21 protein-coding genes are annotated in these 22886 nt (G+C 64.4%); 13 read left to right on the top strand and 8 right to left on the bottom strand.

The window, feature by feature from the left end; genetic code table 11:
• Window positions 1–213: 213 nt before the first annotated feature.
• The 3 genes from yidC to rpmH are packed head-to-tail and all read right to left on the bottom strand — an operon-like array spanning window position 214 to window position 2576.
• Entirely contained in the window at window positions 214–1935 is a 1722-nt protein-coding gene (gene yidC, locus EO139_RS04040) for a membrane protein insertase YidC (RefSeq protein WP_104650388.1), read from the bottom strand.
• A 15-nt stretch (window positions 1936–1950) separates the two neighbouring features.
• Complete coding sequence (gene rnpA, locus EO139_RS04035) at window positions 1951–2397, bottom strand: ribonuclease P protein component (protein WP_104650389.1); 447 nt, start codon at window positions 2395–2397, stop codon at window positions 1951–1953.
• Window positions 2398–2435: 38 nt separating this feature from the next.
• Window positions 2436–2576, bottom strand: coding sequence for a 50S ribosomal protein L34 (rpmH, locus tag EO139_RS04030; RefSeq protein ID WP_002805908.1), 141 nt, complete (start codon window positions 2574–2576; stop codon window positions 2436–2438).
• Between the two features lie 242 nt (window positions 2577–2818).
• Between rpmH and dnaA the strand changes: the two genes are divergently transcribed.
• From dnaA to EO139_RS03965, 12 genes are all read left to right on the top strand, one after another.
• Window positions 2819–4147: a chromosomal replication initiator protein DnaA gene (dnaA, locus tag EO139_RS04020; RefSeq protein ID WP_016901843.1), complete on the top strand. Its 1329-nt coding sequence runs from the start codon at window positions 2819–2821 to the stop codon at window positions 4145–4147.
• 276 nt (window positions 4148–4423) lie between these two features.
• Window positions 4424–5524 carry a DNA polymerase III subunit beta gene (gene dnaN / locus EO139_RS04015; RefSeq protein WP_104650390.1) on the top strand — a complete coding sequence of 367 codons (1101 nt, stop codon included), beginning with the start codon at window positions 4424–4426 and terminating at the stop codon, window positions 5522–5524.
• Window positions 5525–6610: 1086 nt separating this feature from the next.
• Window positions 6611–7717 (top strand): DNA replication/repair protein RecF, encoded by a 1107-nt coding sequence (gene recF / locus EO139_RS04010; RefSeq protein ID WP_126969397.1) that lies wholly within the window; start codon window positions 6611–6613, stop codon window positions 7715–7717.
• Between the two features lie 114 nt (window positions 7718–7831).
• The gene (gene gyrB, locus EO139_RS04005) at window positions 7832–10276 is read left to right on the top strand and encodes a DNA topoisomerase (ATP-hydrolyzing) subunit B (protein WP_126969395.1); all 2445 of its coding nucleotides are present in this window, start codon (window positions 7832–7834) and stop codon (window positions 10274–10276) included.
• 67 nt (window positions 10277–10343) lie between these two features.
• Window positions 10344–11180 (top strand): CPBP family intramembrane glutamic endopeptidase, encoded by an 837-nt coding sequence (locus EO139_RS04000; RefSeq protein ID WP_126969393.1) that lies wholly within the window; start codon window positions 10344–10346, stop codon window positions 11178–11180.
• 62 nt (window positions 11181–11242) lie between these two features.
• On the top strand, window positions 11243–12049 hold the full coding sequence (locus tag EO139_RS03995; RefSeq protein WP_104586348.1) for a M48 family metallopeptidase: 807 nt from the start codon (window positions 11243–11245) through the stop codon (window positions 12047–12049).
• Window positions 12050–12201: 152 nt separating this feature from the next.
• Window positions 12202–13398, top strand: coding sequence for a tetratricopeptide repeat protein (locus EO139_RS03990; RefSeq protein WP_104586347.1), 1197 nt, complete (start codon window positions 12202–12204; stop codon window positions 13396–13398).
• A 267-nt stretch (window positions 13399–13665) separates the two neighbouring features.
• Entirely contained in the window at window positions 13666–14223 is a 558-nt protein-coding gene (locus EO139_RS03985) for an energy transducer TonB (RefSeq protein ID WP_180496974.1), read from the top strand.
• An 85-nt stretch (window positions 14224–14308) separates the two neighbouring features.
• Window positions 14309–15070 carry a TonB-system energizer ExbB gene (exbB, locus tag EO139_RS03980; RefSeq protein WP_005912445.1) on the top strand — a complete coding sequence of 254 codons (762 nt, stop codon included), beginning with the start codon at window positions 14309–14311 and terminating at the stop codon, window positions 15068–15070.
• Window positions 15071–15115: 45 nt separating this feature from the next.
• Window positions 15116–15538 (top strand): biopolymer transporter ExbD, encoded by a 423-nt coding sequence (locus tag EO139_RS03975; RefSeq protein WP_011035268.1) that lies wholly within the window; start codon window positions 15116–15118, stop codon window positions 15536–15538.
• Between the two features lie 3 nt (window positions 15539–15541).
• On the top strand, window positions 15542–15952 hold the full coding sequence (locus tag EO139_RS03970) for a biopolymer transporter ExbD (RefSeq protein WP_011035269.1): 411 nt from the start codon (window positions 15542–15544) through the stop codon (window positions 15950–15952).
• Between the two features lie 223 nt (window positions 15953–16175).
• Window positions 16176–16385 (top strand): hypothetical protein, encoded by a 210-nt coding sequence (locus EO139_RS03965; RefSeq protein ID WP_241235906.1) that lies wholly within the window; start codon window positions 16176–16178, stop codon window positions 16383–16385.
• Between the two features lie 127 nt (window positions 16386–16512).
• Here EO139_RS03965 and EO139_RS03960 read toward each other — a convergent pair whose 3' ends face one another.
• The 3 genes from EO139_RS03960 to cls all read right to left on the bottom strand — a co-directional run bounded on the left by EO139_RS03960 (window position 16513) and on the right by cls (window position 19095).
• Window positions 16513–17280 carry a pyridoxine 5'-phosphate synthase gene (locus EO139_RS03960; protein ID WP_126969391.1) on the bottom strand — a complete coding sequence of 256 codons (768 nt, stop codon included), beginning with the start codon at window positions 17278–17280 and terminating at the stop codon, window positions 16513–16515.
• A 10-nt stretch (window positions 17281–17290) separates the two neighbouring features.
• Window positions 17291–17560 (bottom strand): hypothetical protein, encoded by a 270-nt coding sequence (locus EO139_RS03955; RefSeq protein ID WP_024939143.1) that lies wholly within the window; start codon window positions 17558–17560, stop codon window positions 17291–17293.
• A gap of 74 nt (window positions 17561–17634) precedes the next feature.
• Complete coding sequence (gene cls / locus EO139_RS03950) at window positions 17635–19095, bottom strand: cardiolipin synthase (protein ID WP_104586248.1); 1461 nt, start codon at window positions 19093–19095, stop codon at window positions 17635–17637.
• Window positions 19096–19231: 136 nt separating this feature from the next.
• On the opposite strand from cls, the gene EO139_RS03945 reads away from it, so the two are divergent.
• Window positions 19232–20326: a PA0069 family radical SAM protein gene (locus EO139_RS03945; protein WP_126969389.1), complete on the top strand. Its 1095-nt coding sequence runs from the start codon at window positions 19232–19234 to the stop codon at window positions 20324–20326.
• Between the two features lie 85 nt (window positions 20327–20411).
• On the opposite strand, the gene EO139_RS03940 is transcribed toward EO139_RS03945, so the two are convergent.
• Window positions 20412–21128 carry a 2OG-Fe(II) oxygenase gene (locus tag EO139_RS03940; RefSeq protein ID WP_164739723.1) on the bottom strand — a complete coding sequence of 239 codons (717 nt, stop codon included), beginning with the start codon at window positions 21126–21128 and terminating at the stop codon, window positions 20412–20414.
• Between the two features lie 294 nt (window positions 21129–21422).
• Complete coding sequence (locus EO139_RS03935) at window positions 21423–22763, bottom strand: outer membrane protein transport protein (protein WP_104586250.1); 1341 nt, start codon at window positions 22761–22763, stop codon at window positions 21423–21425.
• Window positions 22764–22886: the final 123 nt, after the last annotated feature.

The following is a 22886-nucleotide window of genomic DNA, read 5'->3' as shown; positions in this document are numbered from 1 at the left end:
TTGCGCACGATGGATCGATCTTCAAGACACCGATCCAGTGTTGCCTGCACGCTGCTTGCGATAGCCGGCCACGCCAACACGCTGGCGCAACGAGGTGCATCGCAAGCGATGCAACAGCGATGACATCACGACAGCATCCGTGGCATAGCTAAAAAAACGACATCCGGGCGCACATACACAAAGCCCGCCTTGCGGCGGGCTCTGTGCAACTGCTTACTTGGCGTTGGCCTGGATGATCTTGCTCGGCTTCTCGCCGTGCTGGCGGATCATCCACCACTGGATCAGCAGACCCAGGCCGCCGTTGACCACCCAGTACAGCACCAGGCCGGCCGGCATGAAGGCCATCATGACGCCGAACACCAGCGGCATGAACTGCATCATCTTGGCCTGCATCGGGTCCATGCCCGGGGTCGGGGTGAGCTTCTGCGTGGCCCACATGATGGCGATGTTGAGCAGCGGCAGGATGAAGTACGGATCGCGCGCGGTCAGATCCTGGATCCAGCCCAGCCACGGCGCCTGACGCAGTTCCACCGATTCCACCAGCACCCAGTACAGCGCGAAGAAGATCGGCATCTGGATCAGCAGCGGCAGGCAGCCGCCCATCGGGTTGATCTTTTCCTTCTTGAACAGCTCCATCGTCGCCTGTTGATACTTGACGCGATCGTCGCCGTAGCGCTCCTTCAGCTGCGCCAGGCGCGGCTGGAAGCGGCGCATCTTGGCGCCGGACTTGTACTGCGCCGCCGACAACGGATACAGCGCCAGGCGCAGCAACACCACCAGGCCGATGATGGCCCAGCCCCAGTTGTGCAGGAAGCTGTGCAGATGGCTCAGCACCCAGAACAGGCCCTGGCCGATGATGGCCATGATCGAGAAGCGGCTGTAATCGACCACACGGTCCAGCCCCTTCACATCTTCCTTGGCGATCAGGCTGACCAGTTTCGGGCCGACCCACAGGCGTGCCTCGGTGGTGGCGGTCTGACCCGGCGCGACAGTGAAGGCCGGGCCACGCAGTTCGGCCACGTCACGCGGGCCGTCCTGGTTCAGCACATACAGCGAGGCCTGGTCCTTCTGCGGAATCCACGCGGTGAAGAAATGGTGCTGCAGCAGCGCCACCCAGCCGCCGGTGATCTGGCGATTGAGGCCGCCGTCGTCCATGTAGTCCTTGAACGCGCGACGCTCGTAGCCTTCCTGCGGGCTGTACCAGGTCGCCCCGTTGAAGCTGAAGGAATCCGGGTTGGTCATGCCGCGGCTGAGGATGGTCGGCACCCGGCTCAGCTTGCGGAACACGTACCCGTTCCACGGCGCGCCACTGTTGTTGATCACCTCGTCCTTGATCGAGATCGCGTAGCGCCCGCGTTCCAGGGTGAAGGTGCGGCGGATCGACACGCCGTTGGGGCCATTCCACACGAACGGCACCACCAGGGTGTTCTGGCCCTTGGCCAGTGCGAACGCGGTGCCCGGCTGTTCGGCGCGGAAGCCGCCCACGCCAGGAACTGGCGAATGCTCGCTGGCCCAGCCGCTGGTGGCGTTGTAGGGGTGCGCGGCATCTTCGGTCAGCAGGCTGACCGGCGCGGTGCCGTCCTTGGTCTGCGGAAACTGCAGCAATTCGGCATCGAGCACGCTGCGGCCGTCCAGTTTCAGACGCAGCACGTCCGAGGTCAGGGTGATTACCGGCGCAGCGCCGGCAGCGGCCGGCGTCGCGGCGGTGGTACTGGTCGCCGGCACGGCGCCCGGCGCGCCCGCCTGCGGGATGGCCTGTGCCGCCGGCACATTGGCCGCGGTCGCAGCTGCGTCCAGGTCACGCGCGGCCGGCACCGACTGGGTCGCCGCGGCCACCGGCGCATTGGCGGCCGCCTTGTCCTTGCCCCACTCCATCCACAGCAGCGCCGCGACCATCAGCCAGGCAAAAATCAGGAAAACACGGGTCTGGTTCATCGGGCAGCAACTCGCTCAGTCGGAACTGGGTTCCGGCTCTGTCGGGGAAAGGGAGGATGGGTGCATCGTCCTGGCGGGCGGCATTGTGCCGGGCGCGGCAGGCAGGGGCAATGCGCCGGCACGGCGCAGCAGACGCACGAAGGCATCGCGAATCTGTGGATTGGTCGCTTTTGCGGCCGCCGAGCGCGCCACAATCACGTAGTCGCCGCCGGCAAGCTCGGGCAGCAGATGGCGCATGGCATCGCGCAGGACGCGTTTGATCCGGTTACGGCCCACCGCACGCGTATCGACCTTGCGCGACACCGCCATGCCCAGGCGCGGCGGCGTATCGCCGGTCCGCCAGTGCAGGCTGAGCAACGGGTCCGAGGTACGACGTGCCGTATCGAAAACGACCGTATATTGCGCACGCGTACGAACCCGCGCAGAGCGAGGAAATCGCCTGCACGGGTTCGATGCGTTCACGTTAGGGACTGCCTCGGCCGCAGTGAGCGGCGCGGCAATCAAGCGCTCAGGCGCTTGCGGCCCTTGGCGCGGCGGCGAGCCAGGATCTTGCGGCCGTCGGCGGTTGCCATACGTGCGCGGAAACCATGGTCGCGTGCTCGCTTGAGGTTGCTGGGTTGGAAAGTACGCTTGGTGGCCATGGGGCCCTCTGCATGAATGGAGACGAATAGAACCGGCAATTCTATAGGGCCACCCGCGTCCGGGTCAACTCCCCGCACGCTTTACCGGAGGTGACGGCGGTGGCGCCCTGTGGATGGACCTGTGAATAAGTCTGGGAAAACCCTGCCCTCGGTGCTAGTCTGGCCCATCCTCTTTTCACTACCGGGCTGCGAGCACGGCGCTTTTCTGCGCGCCGCAGCCAGCAACAGATGATCATACTTTGATGGATGCTTGGCCCCGCTGTCTGGAACGTCTCGAAGCCGAATTCCCGCCCGAAGACGTCCATACCTGGTTGAAACCCCTGCAAGCCGAAGACCGCGGCGACAGCATCGTGCTGTATGCGCCCAACGCCTTCATCGTCGACCAGGTCCGCGAACGTTACCTGCCGCGCATCCGCGAACTGGTTGCGTATTTCGTCGGCAATGGCGAAGTGGCGCTGGCGGTCGGCTCGCGCCCACGCGCGCCGGAGCCACAGCCGGCACCGATGGCCGCGCCCAGCGCCCCGGTTGCCGCGCCGATCGTGCCGTTTGCCGGCAATCTGGATTCGCATTACACCTTCGCCAACTTCGTCGAAGGCCGCAGCAATCAGCTCGGGCTGGCCGCCGCGATCCAGGCCGCGCAAAAGCCCGGCGACCGCGCGCACAACCCGCTGCTGCTGTACGGCAGCACCGGCCTGGGCAAGACCCACCTGATGTTCGCCGCCGGCAATGCGCTGCGCCAGGCCAACCCGGCCGCCAAGGTGATGTATCTGCGCTCGGAACAGTTCTTCAGCGCGATGATCCGGGCGCTGCAGGACAAGGCGATGGACCAGTTCAAGCGCCAGTTCCAGCAGATCGATGCGCTGCTGATCGACGACATTCAGTTCTTCGCCGGCAAGGACCGTACGCAGGAGGAGTTCTTCCACACCTTCAACGCGCTGTTCGATGGTCGCCAGCAGATCATCCTGACCTGCGACCGCTACCCGCGCGAGGTCGAAGGCCTGGAACCGCGGCTGAAGTCGCGCCTGGCCTGGGGCCTGTCGGTGGCGATCGACCCACCGGATTTCGAGACCCGTGCGGCGATCGTGCTGGCCAAGGCGCGTGAGCGCGGTGCCGAGATTCCGGACGACGTGGCGTTTTTGATCGCCAAGAAGATGCGCTCCAACGTGCGCGATCTGGAAGGCGCGCTCAACACCCTGGTGGCACGCGCCAATTTTACCGGCCGCTCGATCACGGTGGAATTTGCCCAGGAGACGCTGCGCGACCTGTTGCGTGCCCAGCAGCAGGCGATCGGCATCCCCAACATCCAGAAGACCGTGGCGGACTACTACGGCCTGCAGATGAAGGATCTGCTCTCCAAGCGACGCACCCGCTCGCTGGCGCGTCCGCGCCAGGTGGCGATGGCGCTGGCCAAGGAACTGACCGAACACAGCCTGCCGGAGATCGGCGATGCCTTCGCCGGCCGCGACCACACCACCGTGCTGCATGCCTGCCGACAGATCCGCACGCTGATGGAGGCCGACGGCAAGCTGCGCGAGGACTGGGAAAAGCTGATTCGCAAGCTCAGCGAGTAGGCCGGGGACGGCCCCGACGGTCCGCGTGGAGAAAAGCGTGGAAACGTTGGGGTCAAATGCGGGAGAATCTGTGGATAACGTTGCCTCGCAGGTTGAGCGGAAAACTATCCACAGGTTTTACCGCTAGACCAGGGGCACTAGTCCAACGACTTTTAGGCGTGAAAATTTCTTTGGAAACAAAGAGTTACGGTGGTTATCCGCTGAAAACGGCCCTACCATCACCACCAAGCTTTTGATTTATTCCATATCTTTTAAAGCATAGGGGCACGGAACCACATGCGTTTTACACTGCAGCGCGAAGCCTTCCTCAAACCGTTGGCCCAGGTGGTCAATGTGGTCGAACGCCGTCAAACCCTGCCGGTTCTGGCCAATCTGCTGGTGCAGGTCAAGGACGGACAGGTCTCGTTGACCGGTACCGACCTGGAAGTGGAAATGATCTCGCGCACGATGGTGGAAGACGCGCAGGACGGCGAAACCACGATTCCGGCCCGCAAGTTGTTCGACATCCTGCGAGCCCTGCCCGACGGCAGCCGCGTCACCATTTCGCAGACCGGCGACAAGGTCACGGTGCAGGCCGGACGTAGCCGCTTTACCCTGGCCACGCTGCCTGCCAACGATTTTCCGTCGGTGGATGAAGTCGAAGCCACCGAGCGCGTCGCAGTGCCGGAAGCGGCATTGAAGGAGCTGATCGAGCGCACTGCGTTCGCCATGGCCCAGCAGGACGTGCGCTACTACCTCAACGGCTTGCTGTTCGACCTGCGCGAGGGCCTGCTACGTTGCGTTGCGACCGACGGCCACCGCCTGGCGCTGTGCGAGACCGAACTGGAGAAGTCCGGCGGCGCCAAGCGCCAGATCATCGTTCCGCGCAAGGGCGTGACGGAACTGCTGCGCCTGCTGGAAGCGGCAGATCGCGACGTGGAACTGGAAGTGGGTCGTAGCCATATCCGCGTCAAGCGTGGCGATGTGACCTTCACCTCCAAACTGATCGACGGCCGCTTCCCGGATTACGAAGCAGTGATTCCGATCGGTGCCGACCGCGAGGTCAAGGTCGATCGCGAAGCGCTGCGTGCGTCGCTGCAGCGTGCGGCGATCCTGTCGAACGAGAAATACCGTGGTGTGCGCGTGGAAGTCTCGCCGGGCCAGCTGAAGATCAGCGCACATAACCCCGAGCAGGAAGAAGCACAGGAAGAAATCGAGGCCGACACCAAGGTCGATGACCTGGCCATCGGCTTCAACGTGAACTACTTGCTGGATGCGCTGTCGGCATTGCGCGATGAGCACGTGGTCATCCAGTTGCGGGATGCGAATTCGTCGGCACTGGTGCGTGAAGCCAGCAGCGAGAAGTCGCGCCATGTGGTGATGCCGCTACGTCTTTGACGTTGCGTTCCACGTGGAACACGAGACGCCCGGCGATTGCCGGGCTTTTTTGTTTTGTGCGGCGAAAGGACGACTCCCTTGCTGAGTCAAGCTTTCTAAGCGCTGGCAATCACCGGCCGCGCAGGAGCGGCATTGCCTGCGTCGCTGCCTCGGGACGTTGCCCTGAAGCGCCTCCTATGGCGTGCTGAGTGGCCGAAGAGGTCGCCGGAGCCGATCGCCAGGCAGTAGGCCAGGCGAGGCTCGATGGCCACGCGGCTTTTCCGGCGGTCGAGGATCGAGTGGTACGCGCGTCAGCTCGCTTCCTTGAAGCCACGACCGCTGAAGCGGCCCAGGCATTCGCAGGCCACGATCGTGCAGCTATTCGGCCGCTGTCATCGACGTGGACGTCGGGACGATGGGTGCAGTGCTGCGCCACATCCTTGCGACAGGCAGCGAGCTGTCTCGTTACCGCATTGCTGTGAACGCTAGGGGCCTGGGTTGGACCACCCGCCGGTTCTAGAGCAGGCTATTCCCGATGCATGCTGTCGGTGGAATCCCCCAGAGTTGACCTGACCCAGGTCGTCGCCCTTCGAGGATTGGCGATACCGCGCGTCGCACTTGGTGGTGAGATTGGCTTTTTAGTCGGGGCGCTTCTTCGGTGCCCCAATCCACATCGTGCGAAGCTCGGTTGGCCTGAACGACTTCACCTGAGTCCAAGATTTGCTGCTCCAGACTCAATTGCTCGGCAGCGCCCGGTTGACGTAGTTCCTTGCCCCGTTTTTGACTTATGCACATCGAGCTTTGCTTTTAAATCTATAATTAATTTAAGAGCTTGGTGGTGATGGTAGGGCCAGATTTCGCCAGAAACCAGCCTATCTCTATGTTTTGAAAGGATTTTATTGCATCGAAACCCTGTGTCTAGACCCCTGTGGAAGGGTCAGCAACCTGTGGATAAGCATGCGGCGCTCTTCAGGCCTGTTTTTTATCCACAGCTTGTCCCCTGCTTGTCCGTGGATCGCTTCATGTGGCCACGCGCAGGATCCGCATCGATCACGTATCCTCCGCTCCGACCGGGATGCCGGATCACAGCGCAGAGCACACCGATCGATGCACGTAGTGCGGTTGTCCATCCATCGACTTCGTCGTTTCGCGACCGTCGACCTTCACCCCGCCCGTTCCTTGAACCTGCTGACCGGCGATAACGGTGCAGGCAAGACCAGCGTGCTGGAAGCACTGCACCTGATGGCCTACGGCCGCAGCTTTCGTGGCCGCGTGCGCGACGGACTGATCCAGCAAGGCGCCAGCGATCTGGAAGTCTTCGTGGAGTGGCACGAGGGCACGGCCGAGACGGGCGAACGCACGCGTCGGGCAGGTCTGCGCCATAGCGGGCAGGAATGGACCGGCCGGCTGGACGGCGAGGATGTCGCACAGCTCGGCGCCCTGTGTGCCGCACTGGCTGTGGTGACCTTCGAGCCCGGGAGCCATGTGTTGATCAGTGGTGGCGGTGAACCGCGGCGACGGTTCCTGGATTGGGGCCTGTTCCACGTGGAACCTGACTTCCTGGCGCTATGGCGGCGCTATGCGCGGGCGCTCAAGCAGCGCAATGCCTTGCTCAAGCAGGGCGCACAGCCGCGGATGCTCGATGCCTGGGATCACGAACTTGCCGAATCCGGCGAAACGCTGACATCGCGTCGCCTTCGCTACCTGGAGCGGCTGCAGGAACGGTTGATCCCGGTCGCCGCTGCCATCGCCCCGTCGCTGGGATTGTCCGCGCTGACATTCGTGCCGGGCTGGAAACGTCATGAGGTCTCGCTTGCCGATGCGCTGCTCCTGGCACGCGAGCGTGACCGTCAGAACGGCTACACCTCGCAGGGGCCACACCGCGCCGATTGGGCACCCGCCTTCGACGCGCTCCCGGGCAAGGATGCGCTCTCGCGTGGCCAGGCAAAGCTCACCGCCCTCGCCTGCCTGCTGGCGCAGGCCGAAGACTTCGCCCATGAGCGTGGCGAATGGCCGGTGATTGCATTGGACGACCTGGGTTCGGAGCTGGATCGCCACCACCAGGCGCGCGTGCTGCACCGCTTGGCCTCCGCACCGGCCCAGGTGCTGATCACCGCCACCGAAGTGCCGCCCGGCCTGCTCGACTCCGGAAAGCTGCTGCACCAGTTCCACGTGGAACATGGCACTGTCGCCGTGTTGAGGCCCGTGGCCTAGCCATCCGCGGCGCAGGTGGGCCGACTGGTATAATTTCCGGGCTATCCCCCTTTTCCCACGGTGCGATGCGGCTCCTGCCGCCTGCGCCCGTGTTGTGGAGCTAACGGCACACGCATGACCGACGAACAAAACACCTCGCCCACCCCCAACGGCACCTACGACTCCAGCAAGATCACCGTGCTGCGTGGCCTGGAAGCCGTCCGCAAGCGCCCCGGCATGTACATCGGCGATGTCCATGACGGCACCGGCCTGCATCACATGGTGTTCGAGGTGGTCGACAACTCGGTCGACGAAGCCCTGGCCGGGCATGCCGACGACATCGTGGTCAAGATCCTGGTCGATGGATCGGTTGCGGTATCCGACAACGGCCGTGGCGTACCGGTCGACATTCACAAGGAAGAAGGCGTCTCCGCGGCGGAGGTGATCCTCACCGTGCTGCACGCCGGCGGCAAGTTCGACGACAACAGCTACAAGGTATCCGGCGGCCTGCACGGCGTGGGCGTGTCGGTGGTCAATGCGCTGTCCGAGCACCTGTGGCTGGACATCTGGCGCGACGGCTTCCACTACCAGCAGGAATACGCGCTGGGCGAGCCGCAGTACCCGCTCAAGCAGCTGGAAGCCTCGACCAAGCGCGGTACCACGCTGCGCTTCAAGCCGTCCGTGGCGATCTTCAGCGACGTCGAGTTCCATTACGACATCCTGGCGCGACGCCTGCGCGAGCTGTCGTTCCTCAATTCGGGCGTCAAGATCACCCTGATCGACGAGCGCGGCGACGGCCGTCGCGACGATTTCCACTACGAAGGCGGCATCCGCAGCTTCGTCGAGCATCTGGCGCAGCTCAAGTCGCCGCTGCACCCGAACGTGATCTCGGTGACCGGCGAGCATAATGGCATCGTGGTGGACGTGGCCCTGCAGTGGACCGACGCCTACCAGGAAACCATGTACTGCTTCACCAACAACATCCCGCAGAAGGATGGCGGCACCCACCTGGCCGGCTTCCGCGCCGCGCTGACGCGTGTGCTGAGCACCTACATCGAGCAGAACGGCATCGCCAAGCAGGCCAAGGTCGCGCTCACCGGCGATGACATGCGCGAAGGCATGATCGCGGTGCTCTCAGTCAAGGTGCCCGACCCCAGCTTCTCCTCGCAGACCAAGGAAAAGCTGGTCAGCTCGGATGTGCGTCCGGCGGTGGAAAACGCCTTCGGTGCGCGCCTGCAGGAGTTCCTGCAGGAGAATCCGAACGAAGCCAAGGCCATCACCGGCAAGATCGTCGACGCCGCCCGTGCGCGCGAAGCCGCCCGCAAGGCGCGCGACCTGACTCGCCGCAAGGGCGCGCTGGACATCGCCGGCCTGCCCGGCAAACTTGCCGACTGCCAGGAAAAAGACCCGGCGCTGTCCGAGCTGTTCATCGTCGAGGGTGACTCGGCAGGCGGCTCGGCAAAGCAAGGCCGCAACCGCAAGAATCAGGCGGTGCTGCCGCTGCGCGGCAAGATCCTCAACGTCGAACGCGCGCGTTTCGACCGCATGCTGGCCTCCGACCAGGTCGGCACGCTGATCACCGCGCTGGGCACCGGTATCGGCCGCGACGAGTACAACCCGGACAAGCTGCGTTACCACCGCATCATCCTGATGACCGACGCCGACGTCGACGGCTCGCACATCCGGACCCTGCTGCTGACCTTCTTCTACCGGCAGATGCCGGAGCTGATCGAGCGCGGCTACATCTACATTGGCCTGCCGCCGCTGTACAAGCTCAAGCAGGGCAAGAGCGAGCTGTATCTGAAGGACGACGCGGCGCTCAACGCCTACCTGGCCAGCAACGCGGTCGAAGGCGCGGCGCTGATCCCCGCCACCGACGAGCCGCCGATCACCGGCGAGGCGCTGGAAAAGCTGTTGATGCTGTTCACCAGCGCCAACGAGGCGATCGCGCGCAACGCACACCGCTACGACCCGGCGCTGCTCACCGCGCTGATCGACCTGCCGCCGCTGGACGTGGACAAGCTGCAGGCCGAAGGCGAGGTGCATCCCACCCTGGAGGCGCTGCAGGCGGTGCTCAACCGCGGCACCCTCGGCACGGCGCGCTACCAGCTGCGCTTCGACCCGGCCACCGATGGCGCCTCGGCGTCGCTGGTGGCGGTGCGCAGGCACATGGGCGAGGAATTCACCCAGGTATTGCCGATGGGCGCGTTCGAAAGCGGCGAGCTGCGTCCGCTGCGCGAGGTCTCGCTGGCCCTGCACGACCTGGTGCGCGAAGGCGCGCAGATCGTGCGCGGCAACAAGACCCACCCGATCACCAGCTTCGCCCAGGCGCATGCCTGGCTGTTGGAAGAGGCCAAGCGCGGCCGCCAGGTACAGCGCTTCAAGGGCCTGGGCGAAATGAACGCCGAACAGCTGTGGGAAACCACGGTCAATCCGGACACGCGTCGCCTGTTGCAGGTGCGTATCGAAGATGCCGTGGCCGCCGATCAGATCTTCAGCACCTTGATGGGCGATGTGGTCGAGCCACGCCGCGACTTCATCGAGGACAACGCGCTGAAGGTGTCCAACCTGGACATCTGAGTCACCGTTGCCCGTCGGCGCACCGCTCAGGCGTTGCGTCGACGCCTGCGGTTTTTTCAGGACGACGATGAGCGCAGATCCTTCCCCGCGGCCGGTACCGACGCCGGCCGCCGGCACCGCCCCGCTGTTGCCGCCATTGCTCGGCTTCGGCATCGATGTGCTGATCGCCACCGGCCTGCTCCTGTCGCTGAGCGTGGCCGGGTTCGCGCTCTGGGGCGTGTTCCGCGGCGTCAGTGCCGTGCAGGCTGCCAAGGCGCAGGGCCTGACGCTGTCCTCGAGCGAGATCATGGCCACCATCGGCCAACCCGGCGTGCTGGTGCAATTGCTCACCGCGTTGGTCAGCACCGCCTCGCCGGCGCTGCTGCTGTATTACTGGCGCCGCCGTGCGACCGCAGACGAACACCGGGCCTCGCGCGCCGCCGCGAGGCGTGCCTCCACCTGGGGTTGGACCGCGCTGATCGCGGTCGGCGTGTTCCTGCTCAGCAATCTGGTCAGCGTCGCGGCGTCCGCGTTGGGCATCAAACCGGTGCCGACCAATCTGCCGCTGATGGAAGAAGCCATCAGGCAATGGCCGCTGGCGCTGGTGGTGTTTGCCGTGGCGATCGCCCCGGCGTACGAAGAATTGCTGTTCCGACGCGTGTTGTTCGGCCGCCTGCTCGCCGCCGGCCGGCCCTGGCTGGGCATCGTGCTGAGCAGCGCGATCTTTGCGCTGGTGCACGAAGTGCCCGGCGTCAGCGGCAACGGCCCGGCCGCCATCGCGCAACTGTGGCTGGTCTACGGCAGCATGGGCGCGGCGTTTGCATGGCTGTATTGGCGCACCGGCACGTTGTGGGCACCGATCGTGGCGCATGGCGTCAACAACGCCACCGCCCTGGCGGCGCTGTACTTTTTTGGCCTCGGCTGAGCCGTTTGACGAAAAGTTAAGACGAGCCTGCCAAAATGCCCCCAGGGTTCAAGGGGGACTGAATGAAAGCCAGGCTGTTGATCGTTGTCGCCGTCTTTGCATTGACGGCATGTGCCACCACAACCTCGCCGACCGGCCGCCGACAGGTGGTGGGAGGCGTCACCCAGGACCAGCTCGACAAGCTTGGTGCAGAGTCCTTCGCGCAGACCAAGGCCAAGGAAAAAGTCAGCACCGACGGCAAGCAGAACGCCTACGTGCAGTGCGTGGTCAATGCGCTGGTCGCGCAGCTGCCGCCGCAGTGGCGCGAGACCCGTTGGGAAACCGCGTTGTTTGTCGATGACGAAGCCAATGCCTTCGCCCTGCCCGGGGGCAAGGTCGGCGTGAACACCGGCATCTTCACCGTCGCCAAGACCCAGGATCAGCTGGCTGCCGTGCTCGGGCACGAGATCGGGCACGTGATCTCGCGCCATCATGAAGAACGCATCACCCGTCAGCTTGGTGCGCAGACCGGCCTTGGCATCATCGGCGCGCTGGCCGGTGCGGCCTATGGCGACGGTGCGGCCAGTGCCGTCAACCAGGTCGGCGGAATGACCGCCCAGACTGTGTTTCTGCTGCCGGGCTCACGGACCCAGGAGAGCGAGGCCGACGTGGTCGGCCAGCGCCTGATGGCCCAGGCCGGCTTCGATCCTGCCCAGGCGGTGACGCTGTGGCAGAACATGATGGCCGCCAGCGGCAACCGCCAGCCGCAGTGGCTGTCCACTCACCCCGACCCGGCCAATCGCATCCGCGAATTGCAGGCAGACGTCGGTCAACTCGAACCGGTTTACCAGCAAGCGCGACAGGACGGACGCGTGCCGCGCTGCGGCTGATCGTGCAGAGCTTACGTACCGAATGTCGCAACACAGCACGGAAACCGTTTTCGGGAACTGAGACTTTCTGCTAACTTTGCCGGCTCAGATTTTTCGTACAGCGTTTATTCCGCTTTTCGTACCGCCCGACGGCGGCTCGTCCGAGGTGAAACATGAAACTGCTCAACCGCAAGCAAGCCCTGTTGTCCCTGTTCATCGCCGCGTCGCTGGGCGGGGCTGTCGTCGCCGATGCGGTCGCGCAGTCGGATCGTTCGTCCGAGCGCGCCAGCCGCAAGTCCAAGGGCAGCGGCAAGGCCGAAGAGTTGTATCCGCAGTCCACCCGCGCCGCGCCGACGATCAAGCCCTCGTCCAAGCTGGGCAGCAAGCTGCAGAAGCTGATCGAAACCTTCAACAAGGGCGAAGACTTCCCGGCCGTGCGTACCCAGGCCGATGAGATCCTCGCCAATGGCTCGGCCAACGAAGCCGACAAGGCGCTGGCGGCGCAGCTGGCCGCCCAGGCGGCGTACAACATGGACGACACCGCCGCTGCCAAGACGTATCTGCAGCAGGCCATCGGCCTCAATGCGCTGGACAACAACGGCCAGTTCCAGTCGATGCTGATGCTGGCGCAGTTGCAGATGCAGGACGATCAGCAGGCCGAAGGCCTGGCAACGCTGGACAAGTATCTGGAAGAAAGCAAGTCGCAGCGCCCGGAAGATCTGATCCTCAAGGGTCAGGCGCTGTACCAGGCCGAGCGCTACAAGGAAGCCATTCCGGTGCTGAAGCAGGCTATCGCCGCCTCGCCCGAGCCGAAGGACACCTGGAACCAGTTGCTGATGGCGGCCTATGCCGAAGCCGGCCAGACCGGTGAAGCGGTGGCCGCTGCCGAAGCGCTCGCCGCCAAGACGCCCAACGACAAGAAGGCCCAGCTCAACCTGGCCAGCATGTATATGCAGGCCGACCAGATGGACAAGGCTGCCGCAGTGATGGACAAGCTGCGCGCGGCCGGGCAGTTGACCGAAGAAAAGGAGTACAAGCAGTTGTATTCCATCTACGCCAACACCGAGAACAAGGAAAAGGACGTCATCGCGGTCATCAATGAAGGTATGCAAAAAGGCATCCTTAAACCCGATTATCAGACATACCTTGCGCTGGCACAGTCGTATTACTACAGCGAAGATGTGCCCAAGGCGATCGAGAATTGGCAAAAGGCCGCACCGCTTTCCAAGGACGGCGAGACCTATCTGAATCTGGCCAAGGTGCTGCATTCGGAAGGTCGCATCCCGGAGGCCAAGCAGGCCGCGCAGCAGGCAATCGCCAAGGGTGTCAAAAAACCTGATGACGCCAAGAAGATCATCAATCTGAAGTAAAAAAGAAAATAAACCCCCGAAATCCCTGTGTTTTTAGTGGTTACAGGACTCGGGATTGGTATAAGCTTGGGGGTTCCTGCGGTGTCAAAGCCGTCCGAAAACCTGGGGATCATCACAGTGATCCGGGGCCCCCACTGAAAGAGCCATTGGCGCATGACGGAACAACTCGTTATCCACAGGCATGACTATGATGCCGGGAACCAGGGTCTGAGCTGGGCCCGCATTATCGGCATTGCTTTTGTAATTGCCCTGCACCTCACTGCACTGATGATGTTGCTGATCCCTGCAGTGGCGCCGAAGGCTCCGGCAGAGAAGGAGCGCACCACCATGGTCACCTTGGTGGATGCACCGCCTCCTCCCCCGCCGCCGCCGCCGCCGCCGCCGCCGGAAGACAAGCCGCCACCGCCGGTCAAGAATCTGTCGCCGCCGAAGCCGTCACCGGTTCCGCCGCCGCCGGAAGCTCCGGTCGTCGATGTTCCCGAACCGCGTCCCAGCGATATCGTCACGCCACCGGCTCCGCCGGCTCCACCGGCTCCACCGAGTGACATCGGCGCCAGTGTCGATATCTCGTCCAAGAACATGAACCCGCCGAAGTACCCGCCGGCTGCATTCCGGGCCGGTGTCCAAGGCGAGGTCATCCTGATCGTGGATGTGGATGCCAGCGGCAACGTGACCAACGTGTCGGTCGAAAAGTCCAGCCGCAACCGCGACCTTGACCGTGCCGCGATGGACGCAGCACGCAAGTGGAAGTTCAACGCCTCCACTGTCAACGGGCAGAAAGCCGCCGGACGTGTCCGCGTCCCGGTCAACTTTGCTCTGAACTGATCCCACGGGCCGGCCACGGCCGGCCCAGGATCCTGTCTTCCTTTCGCTCCACCCTTCATCACCACACACAACAAAGGTAAGCGTCATGCTGCAGGAATTCTTTATCGCCGCCGCTGCAGGGGGCTCCAATCCGTCGGCCGCTCTGTCGCAGATGGGCTTCGAGCACTTGATCACCGAAATGACCTCCAGCCCCGGCGATTTCGCCGTGTCCTGGGTCGTCCTGATCACCCTGATCGCCATGTCCGCTGCCTCCTGGTACTGGACCGTCATCAACATCTTCCGCGCCACCCGTCTGAAGAGCGCGGCCGACCGCGTCACCACCGCGTTCTGGGATGCCCCGAATGCACAGGACGCCATCCGCGCCATGGAAGAGCAGCCGGCTTCCGAGCCGTTCTCCAAGATCGCACTGGATGCAGCGCAGGCTGCTGCCCACCACCAGCGCGCCGAAGGCAGCACCGGTGGCCTGGGCGAGAGCCTGAGCCGTTCGGAATTCGTCGATCGCGCCCTGCGTCAGGCCGTGACCCGCGAAAGCACCAAGCTGCAGTCCGGCATGACCCTGCTGGCCACCGTCGGTGCGACCGCGCCGTTCGTCGGTCTGCTCGGTACCGTGTGGGGCATCTACGGCGCGCTGATCAAGATCGGTGCAACCGGTTCGGCCTCCATCGATGCCGTTGCCGGCCCGGTGGGTGAAGCGCTGATCATGACCGCGATCGGTCTGTTCGTCGCCATCCCGGCCGTGTTCGCGTTCAACTTCTTCTCCAAGGTCAACAGCTCGGTGATCGCCAAGTTCGACACCTTCGCCCACGACCTGCACGACTTCTTCGCCACTGGTTCGCGCGTTCGCTAATCCGTAGTAAAGAACGACTTCGCAACGATTTAGACGGAGCCCGTTATGGCCTTCAGTAGTGGAAACAGCGGTGGCCCGATGGCCGACATCAACGTGACGCCCCTCGTGGACGTGATGTTGGTGCTGCTGATCATCTTCATCATTACGGCACCGCTGATGTCCCATAAGGTCAAGGTGGAGCTGCCAGAGGCCAACCTGATCCAGAAGGAAGATGCGGAGAAACGCGCCGCGCCGATCACCCTGGCCGTCAAGGAAGACGGGTCGCTGTACTGGAACGACGAGCCGATTTCCAAGGAAGCCCTGGAATCGCGCCTGTCCACCGCCGCACAGCAGACACCGCAGCCGCCGCTCAACTTGCGTGGCGACCGCACGACCAAGATGCGTACGATCAACGAGATCACCAAGATCGCGCAGGGTCAGGGCATGTTGGACGTCGGCTTCGTCGCAACCAAAGAGAAGGGGCAGTAAGCCATGGCATTCAGTACCGGTGGAAACCGTGGCCCAATGGCCGACATCAACGTCACGCCCCTGGTGGACGTGATGTTGGTGCTGCTGATCATCTTCATCGTGACCGCGCCGATCATGACCTACCCGATCGCCGTGGATCTGCCGCAACGGGTGCTCAACCCGCCACCGCAGACGACCGAACCGCCGCCGCCGATCGAGTTGCGTATCGACGCCAGCAACCAGGTGTTCTGGAACAACAGCCCGACCCCGGTCGCGCAGTTGCAGCAGAAGATGGAAGAAGTGGTGCAGGCCGATCCGACCAATCAGCCGGAACTGCGCATCGATGCCAATGAAGATGCGGAGTACGAGGTGATGGCCAAGGTGCTCGCTGCGGCGAAGAACTCGCAGATGAAGAAAATTGGCTTCATGCAGTAAGACATCGCAACACTGCAACACAACAGTCATGACGCGACTGCAACGCCACCGGAAACGGTGGCGTTTTTTTATGCTCGATCAGGCGACAGTGCCGTGTTGTTGATCATCGTCATCGTCATCGTCACCGTGCCGATGCTGGCGCGGTTAATCACAGTTGCTCTGCCATAGCGCAGCCGGCAAGCGCTTTCACGGGTCCGAACCGCCTGCACCGATCGCGTTGTGGGTGGACGCCAGCGGCCAGGTGTTCCGGAATGCCAGCCCGGTCACGCTGCAGGAATTCCAGCACAGGTTGATCGAACAGATACGCCAGGCAAGCGGCTATCAGCCGCAGCTGCGCATCGCCGCCAGTGCGGATGGCAAATACGCGGTAATGGCCAAGGCGCTGCATGCGGCCAGGAATACCCAGGGGGATGGCATCGGTTTTGTGCAGTAAATACGCGATTAACTCACCTGGTAAACAGATGAAAGTCATCGATAACCATCGCATCGGGGGCAGAAAACCTGCTCCGATACAATGCCCGGTAACGACGCTGCACATTTATATACTCCGCTTGATTATCTCAAGCGTCGATCGATGCGCCGCGCAGTATCCCCAGATAGGCGCGTACCGTCACATCCAGGCCTTGATACAAGGCCTCGCTGATCAATGCATGGCCGATCGAGACTTCCAGCACGCCCGGGACGGCGCCGAGAAAGTCACCGAGATTGGCCTGCGACAGATCATGACCGGCATTGACGCCAAGACCTGCCGCGGCTGCGCGTTGTGCAGCGTCGGAAAACAGCTTGAATGCAGCACTCGGCTGGCCGCTCAGATGCGCCTGCGCATAGGGGCCGGTGTACAACTCGATACGGTCTGCACCCAGTACCGCCGCTTGCGCAATATCGGGATTGCCTGCATCGACAAACAGGCTGACGCGCGCACCGATTGCCTTGAACGAGGCAATCAGCGCGGCGAGTTGGGTGGTGTCCTGCGCAAAATCGAACCCGTGGTCGGACGTCAGTTGTCCATCGCCATCCGGTACCAGGGTGACCTGCTCGGGCCGCGTGGCACGACATAACGCCAGCAGGCCCGGATAACCGTCGCGCGGTGGCGCAAACGGATTGCCTTCGATATTGAATTCGACGCCGTGCTCGCGCGTCAGCGCGCTCAGTGCCAGCACATCATCGGCACGGATATGCCGCTGGTCCGGGCGCGGGTGCACGGTGATGCCATGCGCGCCGGCGGCAATGCAGGTGCGGGCGGCCTGCACCACATCCGGGTCGTGGCCGCCGCGCGAATTGCGCAATACCGCGATCTTGTTGACGTTGACGCTGAGCTGGGTGGTCACTGCGTCGGTCTCAGGCCTGCGGCTCGCCATCACGGGTGGCGTTGAGTGCGGCGGCCTTGCGGGCTTCGGCGATCTCGCGCAGGCGGCGCAGCTCGGCCGGGTCGATCAGGCTGCTGGTGTCGCGCTGGGTATCGCCCATGCGCGAGGCGAACCAACCGCGCGTCCACAGCAACAGCAACAGCAGTGCCACCAGCAGCGAAGCCACCAGCAACCACACGTGCGGCGTGCTGAAGGCCAGCACCAGCGCACCCAACGCCATAAGCAGAAACAGCCAGTGCATGACGAGCTCCCCGATCAGTGGCGGCAGTGTAGCGCCGCGCCCGGCACGGTTCCACGTGTGCGCGGCGATGCGGGTCACAGCAGCGGGGACAGCAGCCGTGCGCAGGCTTCGGGCAGCCGCGAGCGCCACAACGGTCGATGGCGGACAAAGCGCACTTCCTGCGCGTGCTGCAGGTCGGCGTCGATCAAGCCGGCCAGTTCGGCCGCGACCGCCTGGTCGCGGAACAGCATCGACAGCTCGAAGTTCAGGCGAAAGCTGCGGCTGTCGAAATTGGCGCTGCCGACGATGCAGACGTCGTCGTCGGCCAGCAGCGCCTTGGTGTGCAGCATGCGCGGGCCGTATTCGTAGATGCGCACGCCGGCCTCGAGCAGCTCGTCGAAATACGAACGCGCCGCGTAGGTGACCAGACGCGAATCGCTGACGCGCGGCACCAGCAGGCGCACGTCCAGGCCACCCAATGCGGCCGAGGTCAGCGCCATGCGCGCGGCCTCGCCGGGAACGAAGTACGGCGTGACCAGCCAGACCCGATGCCGGGCTTCGTGAATCGCAGCGACCATCAGCCGGTGGATGGACTCCCACGAGGAATCCGGCCCGGAGATCAGCACCTGCGCGTCGACATCGCCCTGCGCGCGGCTTGGCACGTCCTCGGGCCAGAGCTGCTGGCCGTGGAAGGCGGCGCGGCCCTGCCCGGTGGCGTAGAGCCAGTCTTCCAGGAACACTAGCTGCAGGCTGCGCACCACGTGACCCTGCAGGCGCACGTGCAGGTCGCGATAGGCATCGCTGCGGACCTGCTCGTTCTCTTCGTCGGTGACGTTGATGCCGCCGGTGAAGCCGATCCTGCCGTCGACCACGACCACCTTGCGGTGGGTACGCAGGTTCAGCCACGGCCGCTTGAACGGCTTGAGCAGCTGGGACGGATGGAACCAGGCGGTCTCCACGCCGGCCGCACGCAGCGTCCGCAGGCTGCGCCGGGTCATTGCCGACGAGCCCACCGCATCCATCAGCAGGCGCACCTTGACGCCGGCGCGTGCGCGCTCCATCAGCGCATCGCAGATCGCGGTGCCGCTGTGGTCGGGCTGGAAGATGTAGTACTCCAGATGGATGTGGTCGCGCGCGCCGCGGATGGCCTCGATGATGGCCGCATAGGTGGCCGCGCCATCCACCAGCCAGTGCACCTCGGTGGCGCTGCTGGGGGCCAGGCCGGTGGTGGACTGGGCGATCTTGGCCAGCTCGGTGCAGTCTGCGTCCGGCGGGCAGACGCTGCTATAGCTCTCCATGCCCGAGCGCGAGCGGCCGCGCCGCAGCCGCTGGCGTTTGACCTTCTGCGGGCCGAGCCAGTAGTAGATCAGCAGGCCCAGGTACGGCAGCGCGGCCAGCGACAGCACCCAGCTGAGCGTGGCCACCGGCTCGCGCTTCTGCAGCACGATCCAGCTGGCGATCCACAGCAGGTACAGCACATAGGCGGCCAGGAGTAGCGCTTCGAGGTGGGGAACGGTGGCCAGCCGATCCCACGCGCCCTGTACGGATGCGAGCATGCGCGGATTCTACGGGCCGCACGCGCCGCTGCGATGACCGGGCGACCAACACGATCGCCGCGCCGGGCCTGAAAGCTTCATCGTGGCGCTGCGCGTGGTCGCATTGCCTGAGACCTGCCGGCCGTACGATGGCGCGATGGCAACTGCGATCAAGGGCCGCGGTGCGACCGGCCACCTCCCCGGACGCTTCGAAACCACCACCCAGCAGGCAGTGGACGATGGCTGGTACGCCGACGACAGCGAGGAGTTCGCCGCGCCGGCGTTACGCACGCAGGTCACCGAGGAAACCGCGCGCAGCATCATCAGCCGCAATCAATCGCCGGACATCGGCTTCTCGCAATCGGTCAATCCTTACCGTGGCTGCGAGCATGGCTGCAGTTACTGCTTTGCGCGGCCCTCGCATGCCTATCTCAACCTGTCGCCCGGGCTGGATTTCGAGACCAAGCTGTTCGCCAAGACCAATGCACCGGAGCTGCTGCGGCGCGAACTGTCGCGCCCGGGCTATGTACCCAGCCCGATCGCGCTGGGCATCAACACCGATGCGTATCAGCCGATCGAGCGCAAACGCGCACTGACGCGGCGCCTGATCGAGGTGCTGTGGGAGACGCGGCACCCGTTCACGCTGATCACCAAGAACGCGTTGGTCACGCGCGATCTGGATCTGCTCGCACCGCTGGCACGCGAGGGCCTGGTCAACGTGCATTTTTCGGTGACCACGCTGGACCCGCATCTGTCGGCCAGGCTGGAACCGCGTGCGTCCGCACCGCACGCCCGCCTGCGCGCGATGCGGGCACTGCACGAGGCCGGCGTGCCGGTCGGGGTGATGGCCGCGCCGGTGATCCCGTGGATCAACGACCAAGAGCTGGAGGCGATCCTGCAGGCCGCGTCCGATGCCGGCGCGCACAGTGCCGGCTACGTGCTGCTGCGGCTGCCACACGAAGTGGCGCCGCTGTTCCGCGACTGGTTGCAGACCCATCACCCGCAACGCGCCGCGCATGTGATGAGCACGATTCAGCAATTGCGCGGCGGCAAGGACTACGACAGCGCCTTCGGCGCACGCATGCGCGGCCAAGGCGTGTACGCGGAGTTGCTGGCACGCCGCTTCGCCCTGGCCCACCGCCGCAGCGGTTTCGACGCCCGCGCCATGCCGGCGTTGGACACCGGCAAGTTCCGGCGCCCTGCTCCACCGGCCAAGCCGGTACCGCAATCGCCGCAGGGCAGTCTGTTCTAGGGGCGGAGATTGGGGATTGGGGATTGGGGATTCGTAACAGCCGGCGCACTGCAGTGACCTGCCCTTACCAATCCCCAATCCCGAATCACGAATCCCCGCCGTACAAGGCGCTTGCCGACTGGAACAGGATCCAGCTGGTGGCAATGAACTTGTCGCCGCCGACCGGGCGGTTGCCGCGGTGGGTGTGGGTGAAGGCAGTGGGGGCGATCAGCAGGCTGCCGGTGCGCGGGCGGGCCTTGCGCTGCTGGAACAGGAATTCGGTTTCGCCCTGTTCGAACTCCTCGTTGAGGTACAGCGTCCACAGCAGATGGCGGTGCAGCGTGTCGGCGCTGGCATCGCGTGGATACAGTTCGCAATGCCAGTACGGGTAGCCGCCTTGCTCGGCGGTGTACCACTGCAGGTTGATCGCGCCCGGGCGCAGGCAGGTGCGGGCCAGGTCGCCCAGCGCCTGGTCGCTCATCTGCACGATGTCCTCGGCCACCAGCCGGTGCGGGCTGCCGTCGGCGGTGGTGACCTGCAGCATCAGCGGTGAAATCAGGGCTTGTGGATACTGCCGCAGGTAGGTCAGCACGCCTTCGAACACGGCCTGTTGCAGGCGGTTTTCCACCGCAGCCCATTCGGCCACGCCGCTGATGCGCAGGTCGCGGCTGTGCTTGAGTTCGGGAAACACGCCGCTGCCCACGCGCCCCGGTTGCAGCTGCTGGCTGGCGCGCATGCGCTGCACGATGGCAGCGCAATCCTCGCGCGAGACGGCGTCGTCGGTGATCTGGATGAAGTCAGGTTGGTCCATGCGCACGACCATAGCAATCCGCGCTGCCGCCTGCACGGCGCGCCCGGCGGCGTAGACGGCCTCGGTCAACGCGTTGCCATGAGGCATCGCCACTGCGTGGCTCGGCGTTGCGTCGCCCAGAAAGACAGTGCCTCGGCCCGCCTATGCGCGCCATGCCAGCCAGTACGCCGCTGCGATGGCGTTGGGGGAGCGTGCGCAGTCGCACTCAGCCGCCGGCCTGCAACGCAGGTGGCGGCGTGCGCAAGGCAGTAACGAAAAAACCCCGCCGAAGCGGGGTTTTTCGTTACACGCGTGGTGCTACGACGATCAGAACTTGTAGTTGACCGAAGCGGCCAGCACGTCGCCCTTCACCTTGTAGCTGCCCGCCAGACGGTCGCCGGTGGCGCTGACGGTGTCGCTGGTCGGGTCGCTGGTGAACAGGTGGGTGTAACCGAAGTTGTATTCGGCCTGCTGCGACGGACGCCAGCTCAGACCCAGCGAGACCCACTTGCGGCTCGCATCCGGCACGCGCACGTCACGGTGCTCTGCGGTGGTCGGGGTCTGGTCGTAGGCCAGGCCGCCACGCAGGGTCAGCGTCTCGCTCATGCGGTAGTCGGCACCGATCGAGGCGAAGGTGGTGTCGCGGTAGGAGAAGTCCAGCACGGTATTGGGCTGGTTGGAGGCGAAGTCCAGCGTGACCTGGTCGAACTTGCTCCAGGCGGTGCGCGTGACGTCGGCCATGATCGACCACTGCTCGTTCACGTTGTGGGTGAAGCTGGCCGTGGCACTGGCCGGCAACTTCACGGTTGCACGGCCGCTGGTGTCGATGAAGGTGCCTGGTGCTGCATTTGCGAAGACCGCAGCGGCGCCGCCGGGCATGGTGAAATCGACGTCCGCGCCGGTGATCTTGTGCTCCACTTCCGAGCGGTAGCTGAAACCGATGTGGGTGTTCTCATCGATACTGAACAGGCCGCCGAGGGTGAAGCCCACTTCGGTGCTGTGGCCCTTCATCTTCAGCGCGCCATCGGCATTGCCCGGTGCGAAACCCGGCACCCGCGAACGCGCCAGGATCGAACCGGCGTCCACGGCGTTGCGCAGTTCGATATCCAGGCGCTCGGCGAACACCGACGCACCGAAGGACACGTACGGGTTCACGTCGTAGGAGAACGCGACGTTGAAATCGATCGCCTGCAGCTCGGTCTTGGTGCCGTGGTAACGGCCGACCCAGTTGCTGTCGTATTCGGTCTTGAAGCCGAACGGCACGGTCAGCGAGGTGCCCAGGTGCATGTTGTCGTTCTCGCCGAACGGCACATGGAAGTACATCGCCGGGACCGGCGCGATCATGCCGGCATCGCCGCCATTGCCGCCGGAGACCGGGGCGCCATTGGCGTAGGTGGCGGTGTCGGGCTGGAACTTGGCCGAGAAGCTGATAGCGCTGACGTCGGCCTGGAACAGGCGACCGTCCAGCTGGCGCATGCCGGCCGGGTTGTTGGCGATGATCGAGGCATCGTCCGGGGCGCTGCCGGAACCTGCGAAGGCGCGGCCAAGACCCTTGGCGCTGTTTTCCTTCAGCTGGAAGGCGGCGCCGTGGGCCTGGCCAACGGCCAGTACGCCGGCGATACCGACGGCCAACAGGGTGGCGCGGCTGAGAGTGGAAGCGGTAGACATAAGATGGTGCTCTCCGGATAAAGACTGCAGTGGTCGGTACAGCGCCCGCGCCCAGCGCCAAGTGGCTGCTGGAGCGCGCCGGAGACCCCCCCCCGACATACGACGCCGTACGCAGTATACCCA

The organism is Xanthomonas sp. BRIP62411 (genome assembly GCF_003993525.1).
Classification (GTDB): Bacteria; Pseudomonadota; Gammaproteobacteria; order Xanthomonadales; family Xanthomonadaceae; genus Xanthomonas; species Xanthomonas euroxanthea.
Note: the sequence above shows the minus strand (reverse complement) of the source record. Positions and strands in the feature narration are given on the sequence as shown.

Coding starts and splice junctions, on each gene's coding strand:
- yidC (WP_104650388.1), bottom strand. CDS start 1,935: ATGAACCAGACCCGTGTTTTCCTGATTTTTGCCTGGCTGATGGTCGCG.
- rpmH (WP_002805908.1), bottom strand. CDS start 2,576: ATGGCCACCAAGCGTACTTTCCAACCCAGCAACCTCAAGCGAGCACGC.
- dnaA (WP_016901843.1), top strand. CDS start 2,819: ATGGATGCTTGGCCCCGCTGTCTGGAACGTCTCGAAGCCGAATTCCCG.
- dnaN (WP_104650390.1), top strand. CDS start 4,424: ATGCGTTTTACACTGCAGCGCGAAGCCTTCCTCAAACCGTTGGCCCAG.
- recF (WP_126969397.1), top strand. CDS start 6,611: ATGCACGTAGTGCGGTTGTCCATCCATCGACTTCGTCGTTTCGCGACC.
- gyrB (WP_126969395.1), top strand. CDS start 7,832: ATGACCGACGAACAAAACACCTCGCCCACCCCCAACGGCACCTACGAC.
- EO139_RS04000 (WP_126969393.1), top strand. CDS start 10,344: ATGAGCGCAGATCCTTCCCCGCGGCCGGTACCGACGCCGGCCGCCGGC.
- EO139_RS03995 (WP_104586348.1), top strand. CDS start 11,243: ATGAAAGCCAGGCTGTTGATCGTTGTCGCCGTCTTTGCATTGACGGCA.
- EO139_RS03990 (WP_104586347.1), top strand. CDS start 12,202: ATGAAACTGCTCAACCGCAAGCAAGCCCTGTTGTCCCTGTTCATCGCC.
- EO139_RS03985 (WP_180496974.1), top strand. CDS start 13,666: ATGATGTTGCTGATCCCTGCAGTGGCGCCGAAGGCTCCGGCAGAGAAG.
- exbB (WP_005912445.1), top strand. CDS start 14,309: ATGCTGCAGGAATTCTTTATCGCCGCCGCTGCAGGGGGCTCCAATCCG.
- EO139_RS03975 (WP_011035268.1), top strand. CDS start 15,116: ATGGCCTTCAGTAGTGGAAACAGCGGTGGCCCGATGGCCGACATCAAC.
- EO139_RS03970 (WP_011035269.1), top strand. CDS start 15,542: ATGGCATTCAGTACCGGTGGAAACCGTGGCCCAATGGCCGACATCAAC.
- EO139_RS03955 (WP_024939143.1), bottom strand. CDS start 17,560: ATGCACTGGCTGTTTCTGCTTATGGCGTTGGGTGCGCTGGTGCTGGCC.
- cls (WP_104586248.1), bottom strand. CDS start 19,095: ATGCTCGCATCCGTACAGGGCGCGTGGGATCGGCTGGCCACCGTTCCC.
- EO139_RS03945 (WP_126969389.1), top strand. CDS start 19,232: ATGGCAACTGCGATCAAGGGCCGCGGTGCGACCGGCCACCTCCCCGGA.
- EO139_RS03940 (WP_164739723.1), bottom strand. CDS start 21,128: ATGGTCGTGCGCATGGACCAACCTGACTTCATCCAGATCACCGACGAC.
- EO139_RS03935 (WP_104586250.1), bottom strand. CDS start 22,763: ATGTCTACCGCTTCCACTCTCAGCCGCGCCACCCTGTTGGCCGTCGGT.